This is a genomic window from Streptomyces sp. NPDC051740, assembly GCF_044453165.1.
Taxonomy (GTDB): Bacteria; Actinomycetota; Actinomycetes; order Streptomycetales; family Streptomycetaceae; genus Streptomyces; species Streptomyces atrovirens.
Window position 1 is genome coordinate 171788 of sequence record NZ_JBITCL010000013.1, and the last position, 25782, is coordinate 197569.

Annotated in this window: 22 protein-coding genes and 3 pseudogenes; 13 read left to right on the forward strand and 12 right to left on the reverse strand. The window is 73.4% G+C overall.

Annotated features, from left to right (window positions below; all coding sequences use genetic code 11):
- The first annotated feature begins 111 nt into the window (after nucleotides 1-111).
- Nucleotides 112-1284, forward strand: coding sequence for an acyl-CoA dehydrogenase family protein (locus ACIA6T_RS22650; protein ID WP_399448299.1), 1173 nt, complete (start codon nucleotides 112-114; stop codon nucleotides 1282-1284).
- Nucleotides 1285-1616: 332 nt separating this feature from the next.
- On the opposite strand, the gene ACIA6T_RS22655 is transcribed toward ACIA6T_RS22650, so the two are convergent.
- A complete protein-coding gene (locus ACIA6T_RS22655) occupies nucleotides 1617-2051 on the reverse strand; it encodes a hypothetical protein (protein WP_399448260.1) in 435 nt (144 codons plus the stop codon).
- 266 nt (nucleotides 2052-2317) lie between these two features.
- Here ACIA6T_RS22655 and ACIA6T_RS22660 point away from each other — a divergent pair, with 266 nt between their 5' ends.
- The 4 genes from ACIA6T_RS22660 to fxsA all read left to right on the forward strand — a co-directional run bounded on the left by ACIA6T_RS22660 (nucleotide 2318) and on the right by fxsA (nucleotide 6644).
- A complete protein-coding gene (locus ACIA6T_RS22660; protein ID WP_030867874.1) occupies nucleotides 2318-2758 on the forward strand; it encodes an Lrp/AsnC family transcriptional regulator in 441 nt (146 codons plus the stop codon).
- 202 nt (nucleotides 2759-2960) lie between these two features.
- The gene (locus tag ACIA6T_RS22665) at nucleotides 2961-4565 is read left to right on the forward strand and encodes an amidohydrolase (RefSeq protein WP_399448261.1); all 1605 of its coding nucleotides are present in this window, start codon (nucleotides 2961-2963) and stop codon (nucleotides 4563-4565) included.
- A 549-nt stretch (nucleotides 4566-5114) separates the two neighbouring features.
- Complete coding sequence (locus tag ACIA6T_RS22670) at nucleotides 5115-5990, forward strand: polyprenol monophosphomannose synthase (RefSeq protein ID WP_399448262.1); 876 nt, start codon at nucleotides 5115-5117, stop codon at nucleotides 5988-5990.
- Between the two features lie 72 nt (nucleotides 5991-6062).
- Complete coding sequence (gene fxsA, locus ACIA6T_RS22675; protein ID WP_399448263.1) at nucleotides 6063-6644, forward strand: FxsA family membrane protein; 582 nt, start codon at nucleotides 6063-6065, stop codon at nucleotides 6642-6644.
- A 112-nt stretch (nucleotides 6645-6756) separates the two neighbouring features.
- Here the strand turns inward: fxsA and ACIA6T_RS22680 are convergent, their stop codons facing one another.
- The 4 genes from ACIA6T_RS22680 to ACIA6T_RS22695 form a co-directional block, all read right to left on the reverse strand.
- Nucleotides 6757-7131 (reverse strand): RNA polymerase-binding protein RbpA, encoded by a 375-nt coding sequence (locus tag ACIA6T_RS22680; RefSeq protein WP_003977404.1) that lies wholly within the window; start codon nucleotides 7129-7131, stop codon nucleotides 6757-6759.
- Nucleotides 7132-7408: 277 nt separating this feature from the next.
- The gene (locus tag ACIA6T_RS22685) at nucleotides 7409-8755 is read right to left on the reverse strand and encodes an MFS transporter (RefSeq protein WP_399448264.1); all 1347 of its coding nucleotides are present in this window, start codon (nucleotides 8753-8755) and stop codon (nucleotides 7409-7411) included.
- 50 nt (nucleotides 8756-8805) lie between these two features.
- A complete protein-coding gene (locus ACIA6T_RS22690; RefSeq protein WP_399448265.1) occupies nucleotides 8806-9573 on the reverse strand; it encodes a glycerophosphodiester phosphodiesterase in 768 nt (255 codons plus the stop codon).
- Nucleotides 9570-10304 carry a YitT family protein gene (locus ACIA6T_RS22695; protein ID WP_399448266.1) on the reverse strand — a complete coding sequence of 245 codons (735 nt, stop codon included), beginning with the start codon at nucleotides 10302-10304 and terminating at the stop codon, nucleotides 9570-9572. Before ACIA6T_RS22695 ends, ACIA6T_RS22690 begins: the two co-directional genes overlap by 4 nt.
- 30 nt (nucleotides 10305-10334) lie before the next feature.
- Between ACIA6T_RS22695 and ACIA6T_RS22700 the strand changes: the two genes are divergently transcribed.
- Entirely contained in the window at nucleotides 10335-11834 is a 1500-nt protein-coding gene (locus ACIA6T_RS22700; RefSeq protein WP_399448267.1) for a PLP-dependent aminotransferase family protein, read from the forward strand.
- 160 nt (nucleotides 11835-11994) lie between these two features.
- Here ACIA6T_RS22700 and ACIA6T_RS22705 read toward each other — a convergent pair whose 3' ends face one another.
- Together ACIA6T_RS22705 and ACIA6T_RS22710 are read right to left on the reverse strand one after the other, a co-directional pair.
- Nucleotides 11995-13644: a hypothetical protein gene (locus tag ACIA6T_RS22705; protein WP_399448268.1), complete on the reverse strand. Its 1650-nt coding sequence runs from the start codon at nucleotides 13642-13644 to the stop codon at nucleotides 11995-11997.
- Between the two features lie 49 nt (nucleotides 13645-13693).
- Nucleotides 13694-13888: a hypothetical protein gene (locus ACIA6T_RS22710; RefSeq protein WP_030832645.1), complete on the reverse strand. Its 195-nt coding sequence runs from the start codon at nucleotides 13886-13888 to the stop codon at nucleotides 13694-13696.
- Between the two features lie 262 nt (nucleotides 13889-14150).
- On the opposite strand from ACIA6T_RS22710, the gene ACIA6T_RS22715 reads away from it, so the two are divergent.
- The 5 genes and pseudogenes from ACIA6T_RS22715 to ACIA6T_RS22735 all read left to right on the forward strand — a co-directional run bounded on the left by ACIA6T_RS22715 (nucleotide 14151) and on the right by ACIA6T_RS22735 (nucleotide 18780).
- A complete protein-coding gene (locus tag ACIA6T_RS22715) occupies nucleotides 14151-14543 on the forward strand; it encodes an ankyrin repeat domain-containing protein (protein WP_399448269.1) in 393 nt (130 codons plus the stop codon).
- Between the two features lie 300 nt (nucleotides 14544-14843).
- Complete coding sequence (locus tag ACIA6T_RS22720; protein ID WP_399448270.1) at nucleotides 14844-16262, forward strand: HEAT repeat domain-containing protein; 1419 nt, start codon at nucleotides 14844-14846, stop codon at nucleotides 16260-16262.
- Between the two features lie 162 nt (nucleotides 16263-16424).
- Nucleotides 16425-17548 (forward strand): annotated as a pseudogene (locus ACIA6T_RS22725) (glycosyltransferase family 4 protein).
- Nucleotides 17545-17877, forward strand: a pseudogene (locus tag ACIA6T_RS22730) (glycosyltransferase); the annotation flags it as partial. The pseudogenes ACIA6T_RS22725 and ACIA6T_RS22730, both read left to right, overlap by 4 nt.
- A gap of 43 nt (nucleotides 17878-17920) precedes the next feature.
- Nucleotides 17921-18780: pseudogene (locus ACIA6T_RS22735) on the forward strand (GDSL-type esterase/lipase family protein).
- A gap of 87 nt (nucleotides 18781-18867) precedes the next feature.
- Here ACIA6T_RS22735 and ACIA6T_RS22740 read toward each other — a convergent pair.
- Genes ACIA6T_RS22740 through ACIA6T_RS22760 form a run of 5 tightly spaced genes read right to left on the reverse strand, consistent with a single transcriptional unit; the run spans nucleotide 18868 to nucleotide 23331 of the window.
- Nucleotides 18868-19755 (reverse strand): biotin-dependent carboxyltransferase family protein, encoded by an 888-nt coding sequence (locus tag ACIA6T_RS22740; RefSeq protein ID WP_399448271.1) that lies wholly within the window; start codon nucleotides 19753-19755, stop codon nucleotides 18868-18870.
- Nucleotides 19752-20375, reverse strand: coding sequence for an allophanate hydrolase subunit 1 (locus tag ACIA6T_RS22745; protein WP_399448272.1), 624 nt, complete (start codon nucleotides 20373-20375; stop codon nucleotides 19752-19754). Before ACIA6T_RS22745 ends, ACIA6T_RS22740 begins: the two co-directional genes overlap by 4 nt.
- Nucleotides 20372-21130, reverse strand: coding sequence for a LamB/YcsF family protein (locus ACIA6T_RS22750; protein WP_399448273.1), 759 nt, complete (start codon nucleotides 21128-21130; stop codon nucleotides 20372-20374). Before ACIA6T_RS22750 ends, ACIA6T_RS22745 begins: the two co-directional genes overlap by 4 nt.
- A 39-nt stretch (nucleotides 21131-21169) precedes the next feature.
- Complete coding sequence (locus ACIA6T_RS22755; RefSeq protein WP_399448274.1) at nucleotides 21170-22015, reverse strand: putative hydro-lyase; 846 nt, start codon at nucleotides 22013-22015, stop codon at nucleotides 21170-21172.
- The gene (locus tag ACIA6T_RS22760) at nucleotides 22012-23331 is read right to left on the reverse strand and encodes an MFS transporter (RefSeq protein ID WP_399448275.1); all 1320 of its coding nucleotides are present in this window, start codon (nucleotides 23329-23331) and stop codon (nucleotides 22012-22014) included. The genes ACIA6T_RS22755 and ACIA6T_RS22760 overlap by 4 nt, the downstream gene beginning before the upstream one ends.
- A gap of 134 nt (nucleotides 23332-23465) precedes the next feature.
- On the opposite strand from ACIA6T_RS22760, the gene ACIA6T_RS22765 reads away from it, so the two are divergent.
- On the forward strand, nucleotides 23466-24182 hold the full coding sequence (locus tag ACIA6T_RS22765; RefSeq protein ID WP_399448276.1) for a GntR family transcriptional regulator: 717 nt from the start codon (nucleotides 23466-23468) through the stop codon (nucleotides 24180-24182).
- Nucleotides 24183-24251: 69 nt separating this feature from the next.
- The gene (locus tag ACIA6T_RS22770) at nucleotides 24252-25778 is read left to right on the forward strand and encodes a hypothetical protein (RefSeq protein ID WP_399448277.1); all 1527 of its coding nucleotides are present in this window, start codon (nucleotides 24252-24254) and stop codon (nucleotides 25776-25778) included.
- Nucleotides 25779-25782 lie beyond the last annotated feature (4 nt).

A 25782-nucleotide genomic window follows, 5' to 3' on the forward strand; every position in this document is an offset into this window, starting at 1 on the left:
CTTCCGAGACCCGGGAGTGCGAGCATCGGCCAGGCACCGATACGACCCCGGCGGAGCCGCCCCCACCCAAGGCGCACGCCGATGTGCCCGAACAGGGAGGAGAGCGTCGCCATGCCCGACCGCGCCCCGCAGCCGGTGGACCGGCAACTGCCCACGGACGAGGCCCGGGACCTCATCTCGCTCGTCCGCGGCATCGCGCAGCGCGAGGTCGCCCCGCAGGCGGCCGAGGAGGAGGACGCGGGCCGCTTCCCCCGCGAACTGTTCACCCTGCTCTCCGGATCCGGCCTGCTCGGCCTGCCCTACGACTCCGAGCACGGCGGCGGAGACCAGCCGTACGAGGTCTACCTCCAGGTCCTCGAAGAGCTCGCCGCGGCCCGGCTCACCGTCGGCCTCGGCGTCAGCGTGCACACCCTGGCCTCCTACGCGCTCGCCGCCTTCGGCGCCAAGGAGCAGCGGGCCGAGCATCTGCCCGCGATGCTCGGCGGCGGCCTGCTCGGCGCCTACTGCCTCTCCGAGCCCGCCTCGGGCTCGGACGCGGCCTCGCTGCGCACCAGGGCGGTGCGCGACGGGGACGACTGGGTGATCACCGGCACCAAGGCATGGATCACCCACGGCGGCATCGCCGACTTCTACACCGTCATGGCCCGTACCGGCGAGGAGGGACCGCGCGGCATCACCGCGTTCCTGGTGCCCGGTGACGCCGAGGGGCTGAGCGCCGCCGCGCCGGAGAAGAAGATGGGGATGAAGGGCTCGCCCACCGCCCAGGTCCATCTCGACGGCGTCCGGGTCCCCGACGCGCGGCGCGTCGGCGAGGAGGGGCAGGGCTTCGCGATCGCCCTGTCGGCGCTGGACGGCGGCCGGCTCGGCATCGCCGCCTGCGCGATCGGCCTGGCCCAGGCGGCGCTGGACGAGGCGCTCGGCTACGCGGCCGAGCGGCGGCAGTTCGGCAAGCCGATCACCGACTTCCAGGGACTGCGCTTCATGCTCGCCGACATGGCCACGCAGATCGAGGCGGGGCGCGCGCTGTATCTGGCGGCGGCCCGGCTGCGCGACGCGGGGCGGCCGTTCGCCAAGCAGGCCGCCATGGCCAAACTGCACTGCACCGACACGGCGATGCGGGTCACCACCGACGCCGTGCAGATCCTCGGCGGCTACGGCTACACCGCGGACTTCCCCGCCGAGCGCTACATGCGCGAGGCCAAGGTCCTGCAGATCGTCGAGGGCACCAATCAGATCCAGCGCATGGTCATCGCCCGCCACCTCGCGGGTCCGGAGACCCGCTGAGCGGGTCGAACCCCCGCCAGGGCGCGGCGAGCCGGGTCCACTCCGGGTCCTGCCGCCCGGGCAGCGTGCGGCCCCGGTCCGCCCAGGTCCGCATCAGATCGCGGTAGATCGGCGGATCCGGGAGCCGGGGCGGCGCGGGTGCGACCGCCTCCGCGGGCGGCGGCACGAAGACGCGGCGCCGACGCCCGGTCGTCGAGTGCGTGGGGGTCGTCATACCCGGGCAACGCGGGAGCGACCGGACGGGTCACCGACCCCCGGAACAGGACGTGCGTTCGCGGCCGTCCCGCGCGGACGGGGGCGGCGGACCGCGCCGCCCCCGCACCGGTGCGTGCTCAGGCGGCGTGCCGCCGCATCGCCGGGACCCGGATCGGACGCGAGCCCGGACCGCCGACGTGCGAGAAGGGCTGGGTGCGCCAGTCGAGTCCCTGGGGGAGCGTCAGCAGCAGGGCCGTGTCCTGCTCCTGGGGAGTGACGGACTCGTCGGCCGGCCGCGCCTCGGCGGCCCGGCGGCCGGTGCCCGCGCAGACCGTGAGCCCGAACGGGTTCCACGGCGAGGCGCACAGCGCGTGCTCCGGCAGGGTGTCCTCGTCCGCGAGCAGGGCGATGGGCTGCGTGCAGTCCGGGCAGACGACCCGGTACATCTCGAAGGTGTCGTAGGCGTCGAGTTCCTCGTCCGCGACGTCGGGTTCGACGTACTCCGGATCGAGCTCGACGACCGGCTGCTGCCGCTTGGACGTGGTACGACCAAGGCGCTTAAGACTCTGCATGGGTTCTCCCCCTCGGGCTGGGCCGTGAAGGCACTGCGGCCTCGACCACAGCAAGCACTTCCCGTCCCCCCTCCGGGGTAATCACGGGGACATCACGGAGACCGCCCGAAAGGTGTGGTGTTCGTCACATGCCAGGTGTGGATGCCCCGTGCGGGGGCTTTGTCCCCCCGGACCGCGCGCGGCGGCCTCCGGCACATCACGAACCGGGCATGACCTGGGCGGCTCAGGTATCCGAGGAGATCAAGCGCACTGTAGGTTCTTGCGCCATGGAGGAGCTGGACCGACAGATCGTGCAGCTGCTCGTCAAGGACGGGCGGATGAGCTACACAGACCTGGGCAAGGCCACGGGCCTGTCCACGTCGGCCGTGCACCAGCGGGTGCGCCGGCTGGAACAGCGTGGCGTCATCCGCGGCTATGCCGCGGTCGTCGACCCGGAGGCCGTCGGCCTGCCCATGACCGCCTTCATCTCGGTCAAACCCTTCGACCCCAGCGCCCCCGACGACATCGCGGACCGCCTCGCCGGAGTCCCCGAGATCGAGGCATGCCACAGCGTCGCGGGCGACGAGAACTACATCCTCAAGGTGCGCGTGTCCACCCCGCACGAACTGGAGGAACTGCTCGCCCGCGTACGCTCACTGGCAGGCGTCTCCACCCGCACGACGGTGGTCCTCTCCACCCCGTACGAAGCCCGCCCGCCACGCATCTGAACCCCGCACCCGTTCCAGCCCGCTGGGCAGAAGTCAGCCCCTCCGGCGTTTGAGGAGCGGGGGCCGGGGGGGGGCAGGGCCCCCGGGGACGCGAACGGGAAGGGGCGGCGGGGGCGACCACAACGGCCGGACGGGAACGCGTCGGCTCCCGGAGACGGACCTGCGTACCGGGCGGACCGCACGACACGCGAAACTGTGGAACATGAGTGAACGCACCGCCCCACCCCACACCCTCCTGCTCCGCCGCGGCGAGGTCCACAGCCCCGCCGACCCCTTCGCGACCGCGATGGTCGTCGAGCGCGGCCAGGTCGCCTGGGTCGGCTCCGAAGGCGCCGCCGACGCCTTCGCGGACGGTGTCGACGAGGTGATCGACCTCGACGGCGCGCTGGTCACCCCCGCGTTCACCGACGCGCACGTCCACACCACGGCCACCGGCCTCGCCCTCACCGGCCTCGACCTGTCCGCCGCCCCCTCGCTGGAGGCCGCGCTGGCCCGCGTACGGGAGTTCGCCGCCGCCCGCCCGGACGACCGGGTCCTCCTCGGCCACGGCTGGGACGCCGCCCGCTGGCCCGGCGGCCGTCCCCCGACCCGCGCCGAGCTGGACGAGGCCACCGGCGGCCGTCCCCTCTACCTGAGCCGGATCGACGTCCACTCCGCGGTCGTCACCACGGCGCTCCTCGACCTCGTCCCGGTCGTGGTCACCCGCGAGGACCGCCCCCTCACCGGGGACGCCCACCACGCGGTGCGCGCCGCCGCCCTGGCCGCCGTCACGCCGGCCCAGCGCACCGAGGCCCAGCGGGCCGCCCTCGCCCACGCCGCCTCCCTCGGCATCGGCACGGTCCACGAGTGCGGGGGCCCGGAGATCTCCTCCGAGGACGACTTCACCGGACTGCTGCGGCTCGCCGCCGAGGAGAACGGTCCGCGCGTCGTCGGCTACTGGGCCGAACAGGACGTCGCCAAGGCGAAGGAGCTGGGCGCGATCGGCGCCGCGGGCGACCTGTTCGCCGACGGTGCCCTCGGCTCGCACACCGCGTGCCTGCACGAGCCGTACGCCGACGCCGGCCACACCGGCACCGCCCACCTGGACGCGGCGGCCGTCGCCGCCCACGTCGTCGCCTGCACCGAGGCGGGCCTCCAGGCCGGCTTCCACGCCATCGGCGACGCCGCCGTGAGCACCGTCGTCGACGGCATGCGGGCCGCCGCCGGCACACTCGGCCTCGCCCGCGTCCGCGCGGCCCGGCACCGCGTCGAGCACGCCGAGATGCTCACCCCCGAGACCGTCGCCGCCTTCGCCGAACTCGGCCTGACCGCCTCCGTCCAGCCGGCCTTCGACGCCCTGTGGGGCGGCGAGGACGGCATGTACGCACGGCGCCTGGGAGCGGAGCGGGCCCGCACCCTCAACCCCTTCGCGGCGCTGCTGCGCGCCGGCGTCCCGCTCGCCTTCGGCTCCGACAGCCCGGTCACCCCCCTCGACCCCTGGGGCACGGTCCGGGCCGCCGCCTTCCACCGCACACCGGAGCACCGCGTCTCCGTGCGCGCCGCGTTCACCGCGCACACGCGCGGCGGCTGGCGGGCGGTCGGACGCGACGACGCGGGCGTCCTGGTGCCCGGCGCGCCCGCCGACTACGCCCTCTGGCACACCGGTGAACTCGTCGTCCAGGCCCCCGACGACCGGGTGGCGCGCTGGTCCACCGACCCCCGCTCCGGCACCCCCGGCCTGCCCGACCTCGCCCCCGGCCGTGACCTGCCGGTCTGTCTGCGGACCGTGGTCGGCGGGCGCACGGTGTTCGTACGGCCGGGCGAGTGATCTACGAGGGCGGCGCGGTGACGATCATGCGCCGCGCCCTTCTCCCGCGACCTGCGCATCCTCCTCGCTGACCAGGCATGTGAACCACATTGCGCAGGTCGAACGACTGTTGACAGGCGGCCGCGGGGGGCCGGTAGGTTCGGCCGGGTCCACCACCGGACGCCCGACCGGAGAACGTCCGGCCACTCGTGTCGGAACCGCTGGGTCAGGGACGGTGTGCCGCACCGGGGCACCGTCACTGGGAGCCAGGCTCAGCGGCGGCGCGGTGCCGAGGGACGTTCCGGCCGGCCGAGGAGGTGCGACCTCGGGTGGGGCCCGGGCGCTCAGTAGACAACGGCTTCAGGCCGATCCGCAGCCGGCGGGTCCCGGGCCGGCCCGAAGGGCGCCGGGCCCCCATCCGCTGTCCCCCGCCCCCTCTTCAGTGCGCCCAAAAAGTATGTTCCTACCCGATCTTCGGTAAACAACACCACCATATGAACGTCCCGTCACGTCGGCGCGGGTCGTGCCCACTATGGTGGGACCCTGCGCACAGGACATGAAGGGGCAGCAGTGAACGACGGCGACGGGACCCTCGCGGCAGGATCCCAGGGGCGGAACTTCGGCCCGCTCGGCACGGCTCTGGTGATCATCCCGACCTACAACGAGGCGGAGAACATCAAGGCGATCGTCGGCCGGGTGCGCGAGGCCGTTCCCGAGGCGCACGTTCTCGTGGCCGACGACAACAGCCCCGACGGCACGGGCAAGCTCGCCGACGAACTGGCCGCCGGGGACGACCACGTCCAGGTGCTGCACCGCAAGGGCAAGGAGGGCCTGGGCGCGGCCTATCTCGCGGGTTTCCGCTGGGGCATGGAGCACGGCTACGGCGTACTGATCGAGATGGACGCCGACGGCTCCCACCAGCCCGAGGAACTGCCCCGTCTGCTGACCGCCCTCAAGGGTGCCGACCTGGTGCTCGGTTCGCGCTGGGTGCCCGGCGGCCGGGTGGTGAACTGGCCGAAGTCCCGTGAGGTCATCTCGCGCGGGGGCAGCCTCTACTCGCGCGTGGCGCTCGACCTGCCGCTGCGCGACATCACCGGCGGCTTCCGCGCCTTCCGCCGCGAGACGCTGGAGGGCCTCGGCCTCGAGGACGTGGCCTCCCAGGGGTACTGCTTCCAGGTCGACCTGGCCCGCCGCGCGGTGAAGGCCGGCTATCACGTCGTCGAGGTTCCCATCACGTTCGTCGAGCGCGAACTCGGCGACTCCAAGATGAGCCGCGACATCCTCGTCGAGGCGCTGTGGCGGGTCACGGCGTGGGGTGTGGGGGAGAGGGTCGGCAAGGTCCTCGGACGCGGCGACGACAAGCAGCGGGCCGAGCCGGACGTCAAGCAGCCCGAGCCGGACGACAAGCAGCAGCCCGAGCCGGACGTCAAGCGGTCCGAACCGTAGGCGTACGACTGCCTGTTCGTCCCGGTGATCCCGCTTATCCCGTGCTGAGCCGGGTCCAGGCACACTGGGAGCATGACGACTGGCGCTCAGACCCCGTCCCCCGCCCGGCCCCGGCGCTCCCGGCTGCGCACCTTCCTGCCGCTGGGTGTCGCCGCATGGCTCGTGCTGGAGATCTGGCTGCTCACCATGGTCGCCGGGGCGTCGAACGGACTGGTGGTCTTCCTGATCCTGGTGGCCGGCCTCGTCCTCGGCTCGGTCGTCATCAAGCGGGCCGGCCGACGGGCCTTCAAGAACCTGACCGAGACGCTGCAACAGCAGCAGGGCGGGATGCTGTCCGAGGCCCGGCCGAACAGCGAGGGCAACGGCCTGACGATGCTGGGCGGTCTGCTCCTGATCATCCCCGGCGTGATCTCGGACGCGGTGGGGCTGCTCCTGCTGGTGCCGCCGGTGCAGAAGGCCGTGAGCCGTTACGCCGAGCGCACCTTCGAGCGCAAGCTCCGCGAGGCCGCGCAGGGCTCTCTCGGGGACGCCTTCCAGCAGGCCCGTATGCGCCGGCCCGACGGCAAGGTCGTCCAGGGAGAGGTGGTCCGGGACGAACCCGGAAGCGCCCCGGAGGACACCTCGCGGGGACCGCGCCCGCCGCTCACCCGCTGAGGGCGGCCGGGCCGCCCTGCGCACACAGGACCGCGGGCGCCGTACGAGATGTACGGCGCCCGCGGTCCTGTGCCGCTGTGCGTTTGTGGCCTCGCGCAGGTCCCCGGCGGGATCAAGCCGACTTTCGGCTGTCCCTGGGGTGAACCGCGATGTTCATCGCACCGGAGCGCAGAACGGCGAGACGCTCCTCGAGGACCTCTTCGAGTTCCTCTCGGGTGCGCCGCTCCATCAGCATGTCCCAATGCGTACGCGCGGGCTTGGCCTTCTTCTCCTCGGGGCCGTCGCCGTCCACCAGGAGTGCCTGGGCACCGCAGACCTTGCACTCCCACTCCGGCGGGATCTCCGCCTCGACCGAGAAGGGCATCTCGAAGCGGTGCCCCTTCTCGCATGCGTACTCCACGGCCTGGCGCGGGGCCAGGTCGATGCCGCGGTCCGTCTCGTAGCTGGTCACCACGAGGCGCGTGCCGCGAAGAGCTCGCTCACTCATGAATCGTGCCTCCCGGGCTTGTCGCCCACAGGACAGGTGTCGCTGTCGTCGTCATCCGGTCAACGTCCGGGCGGCGGTAAAGATTCCCGTCCGGAGGTCCGATCCGGGTCATGCGTCGCCGTCGTAGCCGCAGCCTTGTCAACCAGTGCAGTACCCCCCGACGTCCGGTTTGTCACACCTATAAGGAGATGCGACTCAGCGTTCGGCATCTTTGACGCGCAGTAACGGTACGCCTGGCAGGCCAAACGCGTACACTACAGCCCTTTCGCGCCCAGTGCTAAATCCGTTCGGGAACCGGGTTGCCCGCTTCGGTGATCGCCCGCCGCACCGGCACCCGCGCGAGCAGCACGAATCCCAGGACGAAGAAGCCCACCAGGGAGATGATCGCGTCCCGGTAGCTGCCCGTCAGCTGGTAGGTGAGACCGAACAACAGCGGCCCGAGCCAGCTCGTCCCGCGGTCGCTCACCTCGTACGCGGAGAAGTACTCGGCCTCCTTGCCGGGCGGTACGAGATGGGAGAAGAGCGAGCGGGACAGCGCCTGGCTGCCGCCGAGGACCAGGCCGATTCCGGCCGCCAGCACGAAGAACCACACGGGGGCCCCGGCGGGCAGGAAGTACCCGGCGGCCAGGGTCAGGGTCCAGGCGACCAGGGAGCCGAGGATCGCGCGCTTCGCGCCGTACCGCCGGGCCAGCCGGCCCAGCGCCAGCGCACCCGCCACCGCCAGCACCTGGACCAGCAGCACGGCCGTGATGAGCGTCGACTGTCCGAGCCCCAGTTCCTTCGAGCCGTACACCGAGGCCTGGGTGATCACCGTCTGGATGCCGTCGTTGTAGACCAGGTACGCCAGCAGGAACGCCAGCGTCAGCGGGTGCCGGCGCATGTCGCGGACGGTCGCCGCGAGCTGCCGGAAGCCCGGCAGGGCAGCCTCCCGCGCGGGAGCACGGCGGTCGCGCAGCCGGCGCAGCGGCACCAGCGCGAAGGCGCCCCACCACAGACCGGCCGACGCCAGACAGATGCGCACCGCCATGCCCTCGGAGACGCCGAAGCTCTCGTGACCGGTGTAGAGGACGAGGTTCAGAACGAGGACCAGGGACCCGGCCGCGTAGCCGAAGGCCCACCCGCGCGAGGAGACCGCGTCGCGCTCCTCGGGCGGGGCGATCTGCGGGAGGTAGGAGTTGTAGAGCATCATCGCGACCGACTGCGCCGCGTTCGCCACCACCAGCAGCAGACCGCCGAGCAGATAGCGCTCGCCGCCCAGGAAGAACATGCCCGTCGTCGCCGCGGCCCCGGTGTAAGCGGCGGCCGCGAGCAGCGGCTTCCTGCGGCCGGTGCGGTCGGCGGCGGCACCCACCAGCGGCATCACCAGCACGGCCACGATCACCGACAGGGAGACCGCGTAGGCGAAGAAGGAGCCCGCGCGCACCGGTATGCCCAGCGGGTGGACGAACCCGTCCGCGTCCGCCGCGGCCTCGGCGACCGACGTCAGATAGGGGCCGAGGAACACGGTGAGCACGCTCGTGGAGTACACGGAGCACGCCCAGTCGTAGAAGTACCAGCCGCGCTGCTCGCGCCGCCGGCCGGCGGCCCCGTCCCCCGCCGCTGACCGCACGGTGTCGGTGTCCACCCGTGCCCTCGCTTCCCCGTGAGCGCGCGGAGGCGGTCGGCCGCGGGGTCTCAGACCCAGACGCCGCGGTCCTCCATGACCTTGCGCAGTGTGTCGATGTGATCGGTCATGATGCCATCCACCCCGAGGTCCAGGAGCCGGTGCATCCGCTCCGCCTCGTTGACCGTCCACACGTGCACCTGAAGCCCGTACGCGTGGGCGGCCCGTACGAACCGGTGGTCGACCACCTGGATGCCCGACTGCTGTTCGGGAACCTGGGCGGCGACGGCCGACCGGCGCACCGCGGCCGGCAGTCCCCAGGACCGCAGCCGCAGGTTCAGCACGCCCCGGGTGCCGTAGGAGGTGGCCAGCCGCGGGCCGGCCAGCCGCTGGGCGCGCACCGCGCGGGCCTCGGAGAACGAGCCGAGGCAGATCCGGTCCCAGGAGTCTGTGCGCCCGATGAGGCCCAGGAACGGCAGGAGGGCGGCTTCGGCCTTCACGTCGACGTTCCAGCGCACCTCGGGGAAGGTATCCAGGAGCTCCTCGAACAGGGGAACCGGTTCCGCGCCCGCCACGCGCGCGTGCGCCACGTCCCGCCACGGCAGATCGGCGATCCGGCCCGCGCCGTCCGTCACCCGGTCGAGGGTCGCGTCGTGGAAGGCGACGAGCCGGCCGTCGCGCGTGGCGTGGACGTCGGTCTCGATGTACCGGTAGCCCGCCTCGACGGCGCACCGGAACTGCCGGACGGTGTTCTCCAGGCCGTCCGCCGCCCCGCCCCGGTGGGCGAAGGCGATCGGGCCGGGACGGTCGAGGTAGGGGTGGCGTATCCGCGGGGTCACGGACGCAGTATCGCCCGCCGTGGTCGACCGGCGGCAACGACCGTGCTGCCGTCGGATGTCGAGGGGACGGCGAAGGCGCGCAGGAACAGCTGGGCGAGCGGGCCGATCGTCACCGCGTACAGCAGGGTGCCGACGCCCACCGTGCCGCCGAGGAGGAAGCCCGTGACGACCACGGTGATCTCGATGGCGGTGCGGACCAGGCGGACCGACACCCCGGTGCGCCGGTTCAGTCCCGTCATCAGTCCGTCGCGCGGGCCCGGGCCGAAGCGCGCCGCGATGTACAGTCCGGTCGCCGCGCCGTTGAGCACGATGCCCGCCGCCATCAGCGGCACGCGTACGGCCATGGCGTGCGCGTCGGGGACCACGGCCAGGGTCGCGTCCATCGCCGCGCCGATCACCAGCACGTTGGAGACGGTGCCCAGTCCCGGCCGCTGACGCAGCGGGATCCACAGCAGCAGCACCGCCGCGCCCACGAGGGTCAGCACCACGCCCATCGACAGCCCCGTCCGCTCGGACAGGCCCTGGTGCAGCACGTTCCACGGTTCGAGGCCGAGCCCCGACCGCACCAGCAGTGCCGAGCTCGCGCCGTACAGCGCCAGCCCCGCGTACAGCTGGAACAGCCGCCGTGCGAGATGCCCGTGCCGGGAGGAGTACCTGGCCAAAACGTGCCCCCTGTGGTGGAAGTGGACCGACGCATGACACCCTGTGGCTTGGTCGATGATGTCATCCATGGCCAATCCGGGAAAGGTGGACTGATTCTCATGGTGCAGTGGACCTCCGCAGTGGGTGCGGCGCAGCTCGCCCGGCTGCTCAACTCCCAGCAGGACCGCCCGGCCGGCCCCGGGACCCGCCGCCCGCCCGCCTACCGCGCGCTCGCCGACGGCATCCGCCTGCTGGTGCTGGAAGGACGCGTCCCGGTGGCCGCGCGGCTGCCCGCCGAACGGGAACTGGCCCTCGCCCTCTCCGTCAGCCGCACCACCGTCGCCGCCGCCTACGAGGCGCTGCGCACCGAGGGGTTCCTGGAGTCACGGCGCGGCGCGGGCAGCTGGACCGCGGTCCCGGCCGGCAACCCGGTGCCCGCGCGTGGACTCGAACCGCTGCCGCCCGAGGCCCTCGGCTCGATGATCGACCTCGGCTGTGCCGCGCTGCCCGCGCCCGAGCCCTGGCTCACCCGGGCCGTCCAGGGCGCGCTGGAGGAGCTTCCGCCGTACGCGCACACCCATGGCGACTATCCCGCCGGGCTGCCCGCGCTGCGCTCGATGATCGCGGACCGCTACACCGCGCGCGGCATCCCGACCATGCCCGAGCAGATCATGGTGACGACCGGCGCCATGGGCGCCATCGACGCCATCTGCCACCTCTTCGGGGGCCGCGGCGAGCGCATCGCCGTCGAGTCGCCGTCCTACGCCAACATCCTCCAGCTGATGCGGGAGGCCGGCGCCCGGCTCGTCCCCGTCGCCATGGCCGAGGGCCTGACCGGCTGGGACCTGGACCGCTGGCGCCAGGTGCTGCGCGAGGCGGCACCCCGGATCGCGTACGTCGTCGCCGACTTCCACAACCCGACCGGCGCGCTCGCCGACGAGGACCAGCGACGCCGCCTGGTGGACGCGGCGCGTTCCGCGGGCACGGTGCTGGTCGCCGACGAGACGATGAGCGAGCTGTGGCTCGACCCGGACGTGGAGATGCCGCGCCCGGTGTGCGCCTTCGACCCGGCCGGGTCCACGGTGATCACGGTCGGCTCGGCGAGCAAGGCATTCTGGGCCGGCATGCGCATCGGCTGGGTGCGCGCGGCGCCCGACGTCATCCGCAGCCTCGTCGCCGCACGCGCGTACGCCGATCTGGGCACGCCCGTGCTGGAACAGCTGGCCGTGAACTGGCTCTTCGGCACCGGTGGCTGGGAACAGGCGGTGGAGGTACGGCGTGCCCAGGCCCGGCGGAACCGGGACGAGCTGGTGACCGCGGTACGGCGGGAGCTGCCCGACTGGGAGTTCGAGGTACCGCGCGGCGGCCTCACCCTGTGGGTGCGCACCGGCGGCCTCTCGGGCTCCCGCCTCGCCGAGGCGGGCGAACGGGTGGGCGTCCGGGTCCCGTCCGGCCCCCGCTTCGGCGTCGACGGAGCCTTCGAGGGCTACGTACGCCTCCCCTTCACGGTGGGCGGCGCGGTGGCGGAGGAGGCGGCGGTACGCCTCTCCGCAGCGGCCCGGATCGTGGAAACAGGCGGCACATCCGGCACGGAACCCCCCCGCACGTTCGTGGCGTGACCGGGGGGTGCCGGTGCCGGTGCCGGTGCAACCGCGGGTGTTTCGGAACGGCTTTGCAGGGGCGCTCAGCGCGGGTGCCGTTTCAGCTGCGGGCAATCGTGCCGCTTTGGCGGCACGGGTGGGCGCAGCGGCACGCGCCGCACGACCCTCCGGCAACCCGCTAGGAGGACGATTCCGCGACCGCAGTCTCCTCGGGTGCAGGCTCCTCGACAACCGTGTCAGCGGCAACCTTCTCCACCGACACCTTGTCGAGGCGCACGGCCTCCAGCCGCTCCGGTTCCTCATCCGCAGGCGTCGTCCGCGGCGGCAGCAGATCCAGCACCGCCTGCCGCTCCGCCTCACTGGTCGCGTCGTCGTACGGATCCGGCGTCGCCGGAACCTGAAGACGGTGGACCGGCCCCGAACCCAGCCGGGCGTAGCCACGCCCCGGCGGCACCTGGTCGACCGGCGTGGTGTGCGGCGGCGCCCCCAGAACGGCCCTCAGCTCCTCCGCCGTCGCGGGCCCGAGGACGACACGCGCGCGCGTGTGCTGCCGTACCGGCTCGCTGAGGCCCTCCAGACCGTCGAGCTGCTCGGCGACGACCACGGTGACGTTCGCCGGGCGGCCGTGCCGCAGCGGAACCTGGAGCAGCGACTGGGGATCCTCGCGGCCGTCCGCGGCGGCCAGGTGCGTGAACGCGCTCGGCCGGTCCAGCAGCAGCCACAGGGGACGCCTGGTGTCCTCGGGCGGCGGGTCGCCCGCCTGGTGCGCGCGGTTGGCCGCGATCAGCCGGCGCTCCGTCTCGTGCGCGGCCCACTCCAGGCTGGTCAGCGCCCCCGTCAGCCCGCACTCCACGGCGAGCACGCCGTCCCGGCCGGTCAGGCAGGCGTACTCGCCGGTACCACCGCCGTCGACGATCACCACGTCGCCGTGGTGCAGGGCCTGCAGGGCGATCGAGCGCAGCAGTGTCGAGGTGCCGCTGCCCGGCTGGCCGGCCACGAGCAGATGGGGCTCGGTGGAACGGATGCCGGTGCGCCAGACGACGGGCGGGACATCGCGCCGCTCCTCGCCGTGGGTGCCGTGGGTGAGCGGCAGCGTCCGCTGCACCCCGGTGGGATCGGTGAAGCCGAGGACCGTCTCGCCGGGGGCCGTGACGAAGGGCTGGGCGGCGATGTCGGTGGGCAGGGGCGCGAGGACGCGGACCGTGAGCTGGTTGGCCTCCTCGTCCCACGCGAAATGGTATTCGCGGCCACGCCCCGATTTCGCGCCGAGCAGATGCTCGATCCGCGCCCGGGACTCCGGCTCGCCGTCGGTGAAGTAGGCGGGGTAGCCGATCACCAGGTGCGCGATCCGGCCGGTGGAGTCGAACGCGTACTCGGAGAAGACCTTCCCCCAGTCGCCGCCGTGGGCGTAGAGCGGTTCGGGGTCCTCGGCGGCGGAGAAGTACGGCACCAAGGCCTCGTAGAGCGACTTCAGGCGCTGGATCTGTGACGTGTCGGGCCCGGCGGGCGCTGACGGGGCGCGGTCCCGGCCCTGCCAGGCCGCCGCCGCCATCAGGGTGACGACGGCGAGCAGCGGGCCGTACGGCGCGAGCGCCACGGCCAGCAGGACCGAGGTCACCAGGAAGAGCAGCGCGCCGCGCCGGTCCTTGGGTGTGTCGGCCCACCTGCGCCGCCCGGCCGAGGCCAGCCGGCGCAGACCGCGCGTGATGGTGATCAGCGGGTGGAGGACGTCCGTGGCGCCGTCGGCCGCCGTTCTGGCCAGCTCCCGGCTCCGGGCGAGCTGTGCGCCGCCGTTGCTCAGGATGCGGGGGAGTGGGCGCCGGGCCACTGCTGTCTCCAGAGGGTGCGTACGGGCGGGCGGTGCGGGATCGGGCGGCTCAGAATTTGAATCCGCCCAGGAGGCCGGCCAGGCTTTCGCCGCCCGCCTTGATACTGGGTGCGATGGCCGTGCTGGCCAGATAGAAGCCGAAGAGCATCGCCACCAGGGCGTGCGACGCCTTCAGTCCGTCCTTGCGGAAGAAGATGAAGACGACGACGCCGAGCAGCACCACGCACGAGATCGAGATGATCATGTGAGTTCTCCTGGTTCGCGAGGGAAAGTCACCATGAGTACTTCCAGGCTCACAGAATGTATCTATACGATAAAAGGTGCAACTGGGTCGATTCTCGGCTTTTGACCCGGATGGGTCTGCCGTGATCATTACCTCGGGCGCAACGGCTCATGTGCCCGGTGAGCCAGTACCCTGGCGATTCACCCGTACGGCTCTGCACCGCTCGCAGACGTACGTCCTGTCCCCGATGCGTGAAGCACGTGCAGTGAGAGGCGGTCCGGCGATGACTGAAGCCCCCGACCCCGAGGTCGTGGAGCTGGCGACCAAGATCTTCGACCTGGCCCGGCGCGGCCGGACCGAGGAGCTCGTGGCCTACGTCGACGCGGGCGTGCCGGCCGACCTCACCAACGACCGGGGCGACTCCCTCGTGATGCTCGCCGCGTACCACGGTCACGCCGAGGCGGTACGCGCGCTGCTGGAGCGCGGCGCCGACGCCGACCGCGTCAACGACCGGGGTCAGACGCCACTCGCGGGAGCGGTCTTCAAGGGCGAGACCGAGGTGATCCAGGCCCTTCTGAAAGGTGGCGCTGACCCGTCCGCGGGCACTCCCTCGGCCGTCGACACGGCCCGGATGTTCGCCCGCACGGAACTGCTCGAGTTGTTCGGCGAGCGCTGAGCGACCCGCTCTGACCAGCGACGACACGGAAAACGGGGGAGGCGGTACAGGACCGCCGAAATTTCGGTCGCGGTAGATGTGACCGCCGGGTCATCATGACGACGTGATTCACGGACGCGATGGCTGGGCAGGTGTTGCCGCACCGCGCGGGCCGTGATGCGGTCCGCATGGGCCACCGACGAGAGGCAGAGAGAAATGGTCTACAGCAAGCAGGAAACGGCGGGCGCCCCGACGTGTTGTCACGCGGCCAGGTAATGCACGTCCCCGGTTGCGTCGACGCTTGATGTGAGGCTGTTTCCCATGTTCGATCCGGTCATAGCGCCCAGCGGTACGCTGCTCGGCCTGCTCCAGCGGGGCCGTGGAGACGGCACGCTGCACGCGCTCACCGCCCCGCGCTCCGAAGCGCTCGCGGCGCTGAACCACTGTGTGCTGCGCGACCCGCGCCACGACTGGCAGGTGGAGAACCGCTCCCTCTACTACGCCCGCCTCTACCTCGATCTGCACGGCGAACTGGACGCGATCGAGGCCCACCTCTTCGACCCCGAGGACGTCCTCGACACCGACGAGTCCCGCACCGGACTCGCCCTCGCGGTCCTCGGGCACCTCGCCTCCTACGGCAGGCGGGACGCCCTCGACCTGCTGCGCAGGTACGCCGCCCACGGCACCAACTGGGCCTGGGCCCTGGACGAGCTGGCCCTGAGGGACGACGACGCGGGCCTGCGCGCCCTGGCCGCCCCGGTCCTCGCGCGGTTCACCACCGACGCCGAGGGCGAGGCGGAACTCGCCGCCACCGTCCGCGACGCCTTCGAACCACGGCCCTGGCGATTGTGGGCCGACGACCCCCGCGAGGCCGTCGCCACGCGCGTGCGCGCCGCCCAGGAGGCCGGGTCCTTCGACCGCTGGCAGCGGCAGATGCGCCCCACCGGGCCCCGGCCCGGCTGGAGCGTGCAGGCGGTGTTCGAGTGGGCCCAGCAAGGCGTCGAGCGCGGCGCCGCGCTCCATGTCCCGGCCGCCCGCTGCCTCACCGCCGTGGCGGGCCCCGAGGACCGGCCCGAGATCGTCCGGGCCGCCCAGGACGGCACCGAGGGAGCCCGGTGCACCGCCCTGCGGTATCTCGCCGACGGCAACGATCCCGACGCCCTCGGCCTGATCGAGGGTGCCGTGACCACCGGCTCGACGGCCGTCGTGGAGGCCGCCGTCGACGCCTTCGAACGCATGCGCAGTCTCGCCGCCGTCGACCGGGCGCGCGGCTGGGCCCGTCGGCCCGACCCGCTCGGCGCCGCCGCCGGCCGGGTCCTCGCCTGCCGGGGCGGCCTCCAGGACCGGGACCTGGTCCTCGCGGCGCTGCGGGAGGCGGTACGGGGCGAGGGCCCCGACGCGCCCACCCTGTGGACCCTCGTCGACGGCGCCGGACGCCTCGGCATCGCCTGCGCCGCCCCCGTGCTCCGCCACATCTACCGCGAGACCGCCTCGTCCCACCTGCGGGGCCGGGCCGCCCGCGCCCTCGCCGCGACCGACCCCTCCTACGGCACCGGCTTCGCCGTCGAGTGCCTGTGGGACTGCGAGGAGTCCACCCGCGAGGTCGCCGCCCGGCACGCCGAGACCGGGGACACCCGGGTCGTCGAACGTCTGCGCAGGCTCGCCGCGGACCCGGCCGAGGAGGCCGAGGTGCAGACCGCCGTACGCAGCAGGATCGGTCCCGAGGAGACCGCCGTGTGATCCCCTCCGCCCGCGCGGTGTGAACGACGGGTGACCCGTGGGTCAGGTGTGCGCGGATGCCGCCTGACCTGCGCGGGTGAGGGAGGCAACGCTCACGGCGCGTTCCCCGCGAGGAAAGATCCACGTTGACGTGACCACGTCCGGCGCGGCGACAACACCGGTATGCGTGTCGTCATCGTCACCGAGTCCTTTCCCCCGATGTGAACGGCGTGGCCCACTGCGCGCTCCAGACCGCCCGGCACCTCGTCGACCGCGGCCACACCCCCCTCGTCGTCGCCCCCGCCGTCGCGGGCGACGAACCCGGCGACGGGGCGCCCTGCCCCGTCGTCCGCGTCCCCTCCCTCCCGCTCCCCGGCTATCCCCAGGTCCGTGTCGCCCTCCCCAGCCGGCGCCTGGCCACCGCGATCGCCGAGCACCGGGCCGACGTCGTCCATCTGGCCGGCCCCTTCGTCCTCGGCGTGCGCGGCATGGCGGCCGCCGCCCGCCTGGGCCTGCCCACCGTCGCCGTCCACCAGACCGACCTCGCCGGATACGCCCGTACGTACATGGGCGCCGGCGAGGCGGCCGCCTGGCGGCGCATCCGCTCCGTGCACACGGCCGCCGACGTCACCCTGGCCCCGTCCGGCGCCGCCCTGCGCGACCTGGAGGCACACGGCGTACCCCGGGTCCGGCTGTGGCCGCGCGGTGTGGACGCCGTCCGCTTCCGGCCCGGCCTCCGCGACGAGGCACTGCGCCGCACCCTCGCCCCGGACGGCGGGCTCGTCGTCGGCTACGTCGGCCGGCTCGCCCCGGAGAAGCGGGTCGAGCTGCTGGCCGGGGTCTGCGCGCTGCCCGGGGTGCGGGTCGTGGTGGTCGGCGACGGGCCCAGCCGGCCGGCACTGGAGCGGGCGCTGCCCGGCGCGGTCTTCCTCGGCCGCCGCACCGGCGAGGACCTCGCGCGGATCTTCGCCTCACTGGACGTCTTCGCGCACACGGGACCGTTCGAGACCTTCTGCCAGACCGTGCAGGAGGCGATGGCGAGCGGCGTGCCCGTGATCGCACCCGCCGTGGGCGGCCCGCTGGACCTGGTCGCGCACGGCCGCACCGGACTCCTCGTCCCCCCGCGCGACGCCGCCGCCGTACGCGACGCGGTGTGGTCCATGGCCGCCGATCCCGTCCTGCGGGCCGCGTACGGGGCGGCCGGGCGCGCGGCGGTCGAGGGCCGCACCTGGGCGGCCGTCGGCGACCAGCTGATCGGCCACTACACCGATGTGCTCGCCGGACGCAGGACGGCGGTGGCGGCATGAGCGCGTCGCTGCGGATCGTGCGGCCGGCGAACTTCGTGGCGCCCGCGTCCGGAGGACTGCGCACCGCGCTGCGGGAACTCGGCAAGGGCTACCTGGAGGCGGGACACCGGCCCGTGCTCATCGTCCCCGGCGAACGGGAGAGCGACCACGACACCGAGCAGGGGCGGGTGATCACCCTCCCGGGCCCGCTGCTGCCCGGCACCGGCGGCTACCGCGTCCTCACCGGCAAACGGCGGATCACCGCCCTGCTCCAGGACCTGGCCCCCGACCGGCTCGAGGTGTCCGACCGTACGACCCCGCGCTGGACCGGACGGTGGGCCCGGCGGGCGGGGGAGTGACCCCCGTACGGCCGGCCGCGTTCCGGGGACTCTCATGAGACCGCTGCGGTTCGTGGCCCTCGGGGACTCGCTGACCGAGGACCGGACCGGACCGGACCGGACCGGACCGGCGGCGGACGGCGCGGCTGGGCCGCGCTGCTCGCGCCGTCGCTGTGTGCCGGGCCCGTGCGGTTCACCAACCTCGCGGTGAGCGGGGCACAGACGCGCGACGTGCTCGAACGGCGGCTGCCGGCCGCGCTGGAGCTGCGGCCCGGCCTCGTCCCCGTCGTCGTCGGCGTCAACGACACCCTGCGCCGCACCTTCGGCATCCATGACGTGACGGCCCGGCTGGACGACGTGTACGCGGCCTGCACCGGGCAGGGCGCCGTACTGCTCACCGTGTGCCTGCCCGATCCGGGCGGGATGCCGGGACTGCCGGGCGCGCCGGCCCGCCCGGCAGTCCCGGCGGCCCGGCGGCAACGGGCGGTGAACACCGTGGTCCACGTCCTGTCCGACCGGTACGGCGCGGCGCACCTGCACGCCTGCGAGGGGGACTGGATCACCGACCGGGCGATGCGGAGCGCGGACCGGCTGCGTCCCGGTGAGCCGGGACACCGTCAACTGGCCGTGTGTTTGCATGCGTTACTGGCGGAACGCGGTGTCGCCACCGGGCCCGAGCCGGACTCCCCGGCGCCCACCGCGTGGGCGAGCCTGTGGTGGCCGGCCACGGCCGGCACCGGCTGGGTGGCCCGCCGGTGCACCGACCTCCTGCCGCAACTGCTCTCGCCGGCCGCCGACGAGATGCGCCACCACGCGCGGGGCACCGGCGCCCGCCTCGACCTGCGTGCCTCCGCCGCCGTCTCGGCAGCCCTGGCCGCACTGCCGGCGGGGGAACGACGCCCGGGCACCGCCTGACCTGTCCGGACACGGGGCGTACCTGCCCTCCCGCGCGGGGGAGGGCCGTGGCGCCGACGCCTCCTGCCCCCGCACGCGACCCGGGTGTCATCCGCCGGAGAGGCGTCGACGGGGCCGTACGGCGACGAAGCGGACCGGGGTGCCGGGGGGTGCCTGGGCGGCGGCCGGGAGGTCGGCCGGGTGGACGACCGCGATCACCGGGTAGCCCCCGGTGGTCGGATGGTCGGCCAGGAAGACCACCGGCGTCCCGTCGGGCGGCACCTGCACCGCGCCCAGCACCATGCCCTCGCTGGGGAGTTCGTCCTGCCTCGCCCGTTCCAGGGCCGGTCCGGTCGTGCGCAGCCCGATGCGGTTGCTCGCCGGCGACACGTGGTACGTGCGGGACGTGAGGAGCCGTACCGCGGCCGGGGTGAACCAGTCGTCGCGCGGGCCCGGCGTCACCCGCAGCACGAGCTCGCCGGGGGGCGCCGGCTGCGGGGCCACGTCCACGCGCGCGTGGGGCCCCCCAGGCGTTCCCAGGGGGAGCACGGCACCGTCCGTGAGGGGCGCCGGGCCGAGACCGGAGAGCAGGTCGGTGGAGCGGCTGCCGAGCACCGGTTCGACGGCGATCCCACCGGAGACGGCCACATAGGCGCGTACACCGGAGACCGTCGCACCGACGTCCAGCACGGAACCGGCACGCATGCGGACCGGCGCGCCCCAGGCGGCCGGCCGGCCGTCCACGGTGATCGGGCAGGGGGCCCCGGTGACCGCCACGGTGACCGTCGAACGAGGCCGCAGGGAGCAGCCGTCGAGGGTCGTCTCCAGGACGGCCGCGTCCGGAGGGTTGCCGACCAGCCGGTTGGCGAGCGCCGCCGCGGGCCCGTCCAGTGCCCCGGAACGGGGGACGCCGAGATGGGCGTGTCCAGGACGGCCCCGGTCCTGCACGGTGGTAAGGGCTCCCGCGCGGACGACGGCGAGCGCACGGTCCGTCATACCGCGGCCCCCGTCACCGGGACGAAACGCACCCGCGTGCCGGGGGAGAGCAGCGCCGCCGGCACGCGCGCGTGGTCCCACAGCACGAGGTCGGTCGTACCGATCAGCTGCCAGCCGCCCGGCGAGGACCGCGGATACACGCCCGTGTACGGGCCCGCCAGCGCCACGGAGCCGGCCGGGACGGCGGTGCGCGGAGTGGGCCGGCGGGGCACGTCGTAGCGCTCCGGCAGACCGGTGAGATAGCCGAACCCGGGCGCGAATCCGCAGAACGCCACACGGAATTCGGTGCCCGCGTGGACACGGGCCACCTCCCGCGCGGGGACACCCCAGTGCGCGGCGACGTCCGCGAGGTCCGGGCCGTCGTAGCGCACCGGGATCTCGACCGTCTCCCGCGCGCGCGGCGGCACGGGCGGCAGCTCACGCGAGGTCAGCTCGGCGGCCAGCCGGGCCGGATCGGACAGGCCGTCGAGCAGCACCGTGCGCGCCGCCGGGACGATCTCACCGACCGGCAACGAGCCCTCCGCGCGGCGCCGCAGCAGCTCCGCGTGGAGCGCCTGGGCCTCGCCGCCCGAGGAGACCTCGACGAGCAGGGCGTCCTCGCCGACGGGCAGCACCCTCATACGAAGGCCTCCACCCGCACCCCGGACGCCTCCAGCGCGTCGCGCACCCGTCGCGCCAGATCCACCGCGCCGGGCGTGTCACCGTGCAGGCACAGGGAACGCGCCCGCACCTCGATACGCCGTCCCGAGTGCGCGTCGACCTTCCCGTGGCGGGCCAGGTCCACCGAGCGGGTCACCACGGAGTCAGGGTCGGTGACCACGGCGCCCTCCTGGCGGCGTGGCACCAGCGTGCCCCCGTCGGTGTACGCCCGGTCGGCGAACGCCTCCGTGACCACCGGCAGACCCGCCTTCCGGGCCAGTTCCAGCAGCCGGGAGCCGGGCAGGCCGAGCACGGGCAGCGTGGCGTCCGCCAGGAGCACCCCGTCGACGACCGCGCCGGCCTGCTCCTCGTCGCGCACCACCCGGTTGTACAGCGCCCCGTGCGGTTTGACGTACGCCACGCGGGCGCCTGCCGCGCGGGCGAACACCTCCAGTGCGCCGATCTGGTAGGCGACCTCGGCCGCCAGTTCGGCGGGCGGCACGTCCATCGCGCGCCGCCCGAACCCGGCCAGGTCCCGGTAGGAGACCTGGGCGCCGATCCGCACCCCGCGCCCGGCGGCGAGCTCGCACACCCGGCGCATGGTGGACGCGTCCCCGGCGTGGAAACCGCACGCCACGTTGGCGCTGGTCACCACGGACAGCAGCCGCTCGTCGTCGGTGAGCCGCCAGCGGCCGAACCCCTCGCCGAGGTCGGCGTTCAGATCGATCGACGTCATGGGTACTTCGTTTCTCCTGTCTCGTGCCGCACAGGTCGGTCAGACCACGCGGAACTGCTCGTCGCGGGCGTCGCTGAGGAACATCTGCCCCGGTGCGTGCGTGATGGCGAACGGCGGACGGGAGGTCATGACCGCGGCCTGCGGGGTCACCCCGCAGGCCCAGAACACCGGGATGTCGTCCGGCTCGAGGTCCACCGGGTCGCCGAAGTCCGGGCGGCCGAGGTCGTCGACGCCCAGTCCGGAGGGATCACCGCAGTGCACGGGCCCGCCGTGCACCGCCGGCAGCAGACTGCTCTCCCGGATCGCGGCGGAGAGGTGCTCGGGCGGCACCGGCCGCATGGACACCACCATCGGCCCGCGCAGCCGCCCCGCCGGACGGCACTGCCAACTCGTCACATACATGGGAACGTTGCGGCCCTGCTCGACGTGCCGGACCGGAACGCCCGCCGCCGTCAGCGCCCACTCGAACGTGAAGCTGCAGCCGATCAGGAACGACACCAGGTCACCGCGCCAGTGCGCCCGCACGTCCGTCGGCTCGTCCACCAGCTCGCCGTGCTCCCACACGCGGTAGCGCGGCAGATCGGTGCGCAGGTCCGCGTCCGGGGCGAGGACGGTGGCCGTGGATCCGGCGTCGGTGACGTCCAGGACCGGACAGGGCTTGGGGTTGCGCTGGCAGAACAGCAGCATGTCGTACGCCCAGTCGGCGGGCACCGAGATCAGATTGGCCTGGGTGTGCCCCGCGGCCACACCGGCGGTGGGGCCCGCCAGCCCCTCCCGGAAGCGGGCGCGCGCCGTGCGCGGGCTCCACACGCGCGCGTGCTCGTCGGCCAGTGTCACAGGGCGGTCGTCCACCACGGTCGGCGGACGGTCGTCGGTGTGGTTCACTCCAGTTCCTTCCCGCGCGTCTCAGGCAGCCCCAGCAGCGCCAGCGCCGCGATGCCGTAGCCGACCGCGCCGAAGACCAGCGCCCCGCCCACGCCCCAGCCGTCGGCCAGGAAGCCGACCGTCGTGGGGAAGACGGCACCCACGGCGCGTCCGGTGTTGTACGTGAAGCCCTGTCCCGTACCGCGCACCGCCGTCGGGTACAGCTCGCTCAGGTAGGAGCCGAAGCCGCTGAAGATCGCCGACATGCAGAACCCGAGCGGGAAGCCGAGCACGAGGATCACGGTGTCGGCGCCGTTCGGGATGTTCGTGTACGCCAGGACGCAGATCGCGGACAGCAGCGCGAACAGCCAGATGTTGCGCCGGCGGCCCAGCCGGTCGGTGAGGTGGCCGCCGGTCAGATAGCCGATGAAGGCGCCCGAGATCAGGAACGTCAGATAGCCGCCGGTGCCGACGACCGACAGGTCGCGCTCCGTCTTCAGATAGGTCGGCACCCAGGTGGCGAGGGTGTAGTAGCCACCCTGGACGCCGGTGGAGAGCAGCACGGCGAAGAGCGTGGTGCGCAGCAGACCCGGTGCTCCCGGCCGGCCCGGCCGGAAGATCGTCGCGAACGAGCCCTTCCGCGCGCTCTTCTCCCGCGCGGCGGTTGCCTCGGGAGCGTCCCGCACACTGCGCCGCACCCACACCACGAGCAGCGCCGGCAGCGCGCCGGTCCAGAACATCACGCGCCAGGCCAGGTCGTCGTCCACCAGCGAGAAGACCGCCGTGTACACGATCACGGCCAGCGCCCAGCCCACGGCCCAGGAGCTCTGGACCGCGCCGAGGGTGCGGCCCCGGTGCCGGGCGCTCGCGTACTCGGCGACCAGGATCGCGCCGACCGCCCACTCACCGCCGAAGCCGAGGCCCTGCAGGGCGCGGAACACCAGCAGCGTCTCGTAGTCGGGCGCGAAGCCGCAGGCCACGGTGAACACCGCGTACGTGATCACGGTCAGCAGCAGCGCCTTGACCCGGCCGATGCGGTCGGCCAGCACGCCGGCGAGGGCGCCGCCGACCGCGGAGACCACCAGGGTGACGGTGGTGAGCAGGCCGGTCTGACCGCTGTCCAGACCGAAGTACGCCGACAGCGCGACCATCGTCAGCGGCAGCGTGAAGTAGTCGTACGAGTCCAGGGCATAGCCGCCGAACGCGCCGCCGAAGGCGCGCCGGCCGCGCGGTCCCAGTGCGCGCAGCCATCCGAACGCCCCGTCGTCGGGGGCGTGTTCGGGCGGTGCGGGGCATGGGGTGTCGGTCAGGGCCCGCGGTGGAGGGGGCGTGCTCATGGGCACCTCGCAGAGGGAGGACGAAGGGTGCGGGAAAGGGTGAGCCGTGCCACTGCCCAGCAAGGTAGAGGATCGTTGAACGATCCTTCAATACCCATGTTGTCTCGTACTTCCGCGTGCGATTGAATTCCGGCATGGCAGAGCAGATGGGCGGACTGGCCGACGACCGTGCCCTGTTGGGCCGTACCAGCACCGCCGAGCGGGTCGCGGACATCCTCAGGAGCCGTATCGCCGAGGGCTACTTCCCGCCCGGCACGCGGCTGTCGGAGGACAGCATCGGCGGCGCGCTCGGCGTCTCCCGCAACACGCTGCGCGAGGCGTTCCGGCTGCTCACGCACGAGCGGCTGCTCGTCCACGAGCTGAACCGGGGCGTGTTCGTCCGGGTGCTGACCGTCGAGGACGTCGAGGACATCTACCGCACCCGCCGGCTCGTCGAGTGCGCCGTCGTGCGCGGGCTCGGCGACCCGCCCTACGTGCTCGGCGCGCTCACCGAGGTGGTGGAACAGGGGCGTGCGGCGGCGCGTGAAGGTGACTGGAAAGGTGTGGGTACGGCCAACATCCACTTCCACCGGGAACTGGTGGCTCTCGCCGCCAGCGAGCGCACGGACGAGCTGATGCGCAGCGTCTTCGCCGAACTGAGGCTCGCCTTCCACGTCGTGGACGAGCCCCGGCAATTGCACGAACCGTACATCGCCCGCAATGTCGGCATTCTTCAGGCCTTGAAGGACGGGGACCGCGACAGGGCCGAGGCGCTGCTGGCGGCCTACCTCGAAGTCTCGCTGGAGCGGGTCGTCGAGGTGTACCGGCGGCGCGTCGGCGAGGACGGCCAGGACGGCCGGCCGGTGGTGTGACGACCGTCGCGCCGGGGCGCAACACGGTCGTTTGGGTTGTTGTCAGACCTAGGACCTAGTCTGTGCACCGTGACTTCGCCTGCATCGACGGACAGCGTTCCGCCCCAGCTCAGCGCGGGGCCGCGGCCCGCGCCGGGCCCGGCCGCCGACGAAGGGCTGGCGCGGCGGCTGCGCGCGCTCGCGTGCACCGCGCCGCTGCACGACCTCGACGCGCGCAAGGCCAACCTCGCCGGCGAGTACTCGGTGTACGGCATGGCCGAGATCGCCCTCGCGGGCATCGACCTCGTCACCCTGAACATGGACTTCGACACGGGTGCCGACCACGACCAGATAGTCGCCCGGCTCATCCCGCGCATCGCCGCCCAGGCACCGCGCCGCCCCGCCGCCGAGCACGAGCGGGTGGCCCGCTGGGTCCTGGAGAACCTGATCAACGTCGGCAGCGTCGACCGCGGCTTCCGCGCGGTGTACGGCGTGTTCGGCGCGGACGGCACCTATGTGCGCCGCGACTACGACTTCAAGCTGATCGAGGAGGTCCCCGGCCCCGGCGGCACGGTGTACCTGCGGACCACCGACGAGGCGGTCAACGTCCTGGTCGGAGCCCTGGACACCGATGTCACCAGCGCGCAGATCGCCGCCGAGGTCAAACTGGAGGTGCTGATCAGCCGGGGCAGGCTCGCCGATGCCCAGCTCGCCGCCGAGCAGGCCCGCTACCGGACCGTGCAGTACTCCGAGACCCTGCGCCGGGCCCTGGACGCCACCCGCCGCAACGTCCGCGCGGTGGACTGGCTGAGCGCCGTGCCCGACATGATCGCCGAGGCCCTCGACCACGTGGCGGACCGCTACCGCCACGAGAACGCGATCCTCACCAACATCCGCAAGGCCCGCGACGAGACCGAGGAACCCGAGCACAAGCGCCGGGCGGCCGAGCTGGTGGACATCGTCAAGGACTGCATCCGGCGCCACACCCAGCTGCAGTCCCGGCTGCTGGAGGCCGGCCCGCTGTTCCGCGCCGAACAGGACCGGCAGGCCTTCGCCACCCCCACGTCGGCCTCGGGCACCGACCTCTACGGCCACCTCCTCGCGCCCCTGCTGCCGCTGCCCGTGGAGCGGGCGGCCCGGGTCACCGACGCCTTCTTCGCCCACGGCACCGGACTGCGCACCCCGGTCTCCGTCCGGGTCGCCGACCTCGTCGAGATCCTGCTGACACCGCCCGTGGAGCGGGAACACCTCGGCGCCGAGATGCCCGAGCCCGACCTGATCGCCACGCCCGACGACAGCCGCTTCAGCGAGGAGCAGCTGGCGGCCGCCACGGAGCTGCTGGACCTGCCGGCCGACGCACCGCGCCGGCTCTCCGGACTGCTCGCCGACGCCCGCCGTCAGGACCCCGAACTGCCCTACCTGGTCGCCCTGCTGGCCATCCACGCCGCCAGCCCCCCGGTCGGCACCGCCTACCGCCAGGGCGAACCGAAGCTGCTGTTCGCCGTGGACGACGGAACCGACCTCGACGACCCCGAGTTCGGCGGCGCCGACCTCATCGTCGGCACGGCCCTGCTGGACGCGGCGGGGATGGCCGCGGACCGGTCGGAGGCGGCATGACGGA

Coding starts and splice junctions, on each gene's coding strand:
- ACIA6T_RS22700 (WP_399448267.1), top strand. CDS start 10,335: ATGGTGCAGTGGACCTCCGCAGTGGGTGCGGCGCAGCTCGCCCGGCTG.
- ACIA6T_RS22745 (WP_399448272.1), bottom strand. CDS start 20,375: ATGAGGGTGCTGCCCGTCGGCGAGGACGCCCTGCTCGTCGAGGTCTCC.
- ACIA6T_RS22750 (WP_399448273.1), bottom strand. CDS start 21,130: ATGACGTCGATCGATCTGAACGCCGACCTCGGCGAGGGGTTCGGCCGC.
- ACIA6T_RS22680 (WP_003977404.1), bottom strand. CDS start 7,131: ATGAGTGAGCGAGCTCTTCGCGGCACGCGCCTCGTGGTGACCAGCTAC.
- ACIA6T_RS22765 (WP_399448276.1), top strand. CDS start 23,466: ATGGCAGAGCAGATGGGCGGACTGGCCGACGACCGTGCCCTGTTGGGC.
- ACIA6T_RS22710 (WP_030832645.1), bottom strand. CDS start 13,888: ATGATCATCTCGATCTCGTGCGTGGTGCTGCTCGGCGTCGTCGTCTTC.
- ACIA6T_RS22720 (WP_399448270.1), top strand. CDS start 14,844: ATGTTCGATCCGGTCATAGCGCCCAGCGGTACGCTGCTCGGCCTGCTC.
- ACIA6T_RS22650 (WP_399448299.1), top strand. CDS start 112: ATGCCCGACCGCGCCCCGCAGCCGGTGGACCGGCAACTGCCCACGGAC.
- ACIA6T_RS22695 (WP_399448266.1), bottom strand. CDS start 10,304: ATGGATGACATCATCGACCAAGCCACAGGGTGTCATGCGTCGGTCCAC.
- ACIA6T_RS22665 (WP_399448261.1), top strand. CDS start 2,961: ATGAGTGAACGCACCGCCCCACCCCACACCCTCCTGCTCCGCCGCGGC.
- fxsA (WP_399448263.1), top strand. CDS start 6,063: ATGACGACTGGCGCTCAGACCCCGTCCCCCGCCCGGCCCCGGCGCTCC.
- ACIA6T_RS22715 (WP_399448269.1), top strand. CDS start 14,151: ATGACTGAAGCCCCCGACCCCGAGGTCGTGGAGCTGGCGACCAAGATC.
- ACIA6T_RS22655 (WP_399448260.1), bottom strand. CDS start 2,051: ATGCAGAGTCTTAAGCGCCTTGGTCGTACCACGTCCAAGCGGCAGCAG.
- ACIA6T_RS22740 (WP_399448271.1), bottom strand. CDS start 19,755: ATGACGGACCGTGCGCTCGCCGTCGTCCGCGCGGGAGCCCTTACCACC.
- ACIA6T_RS22760 (WP_399448275.1), bottom strand. CDS start 23,331: ATGAGCACGCCCCCTCCACCGCGGGCCCTGACCGACACCCCATGCCCC.
- ACIA6T_RS22660 (WP_030867874.1), top strand. CDS start 2,318: ATGGAGGAGCTGGACCGACAGATCGTGCAGCTGCTCGTCAAGGACGGG.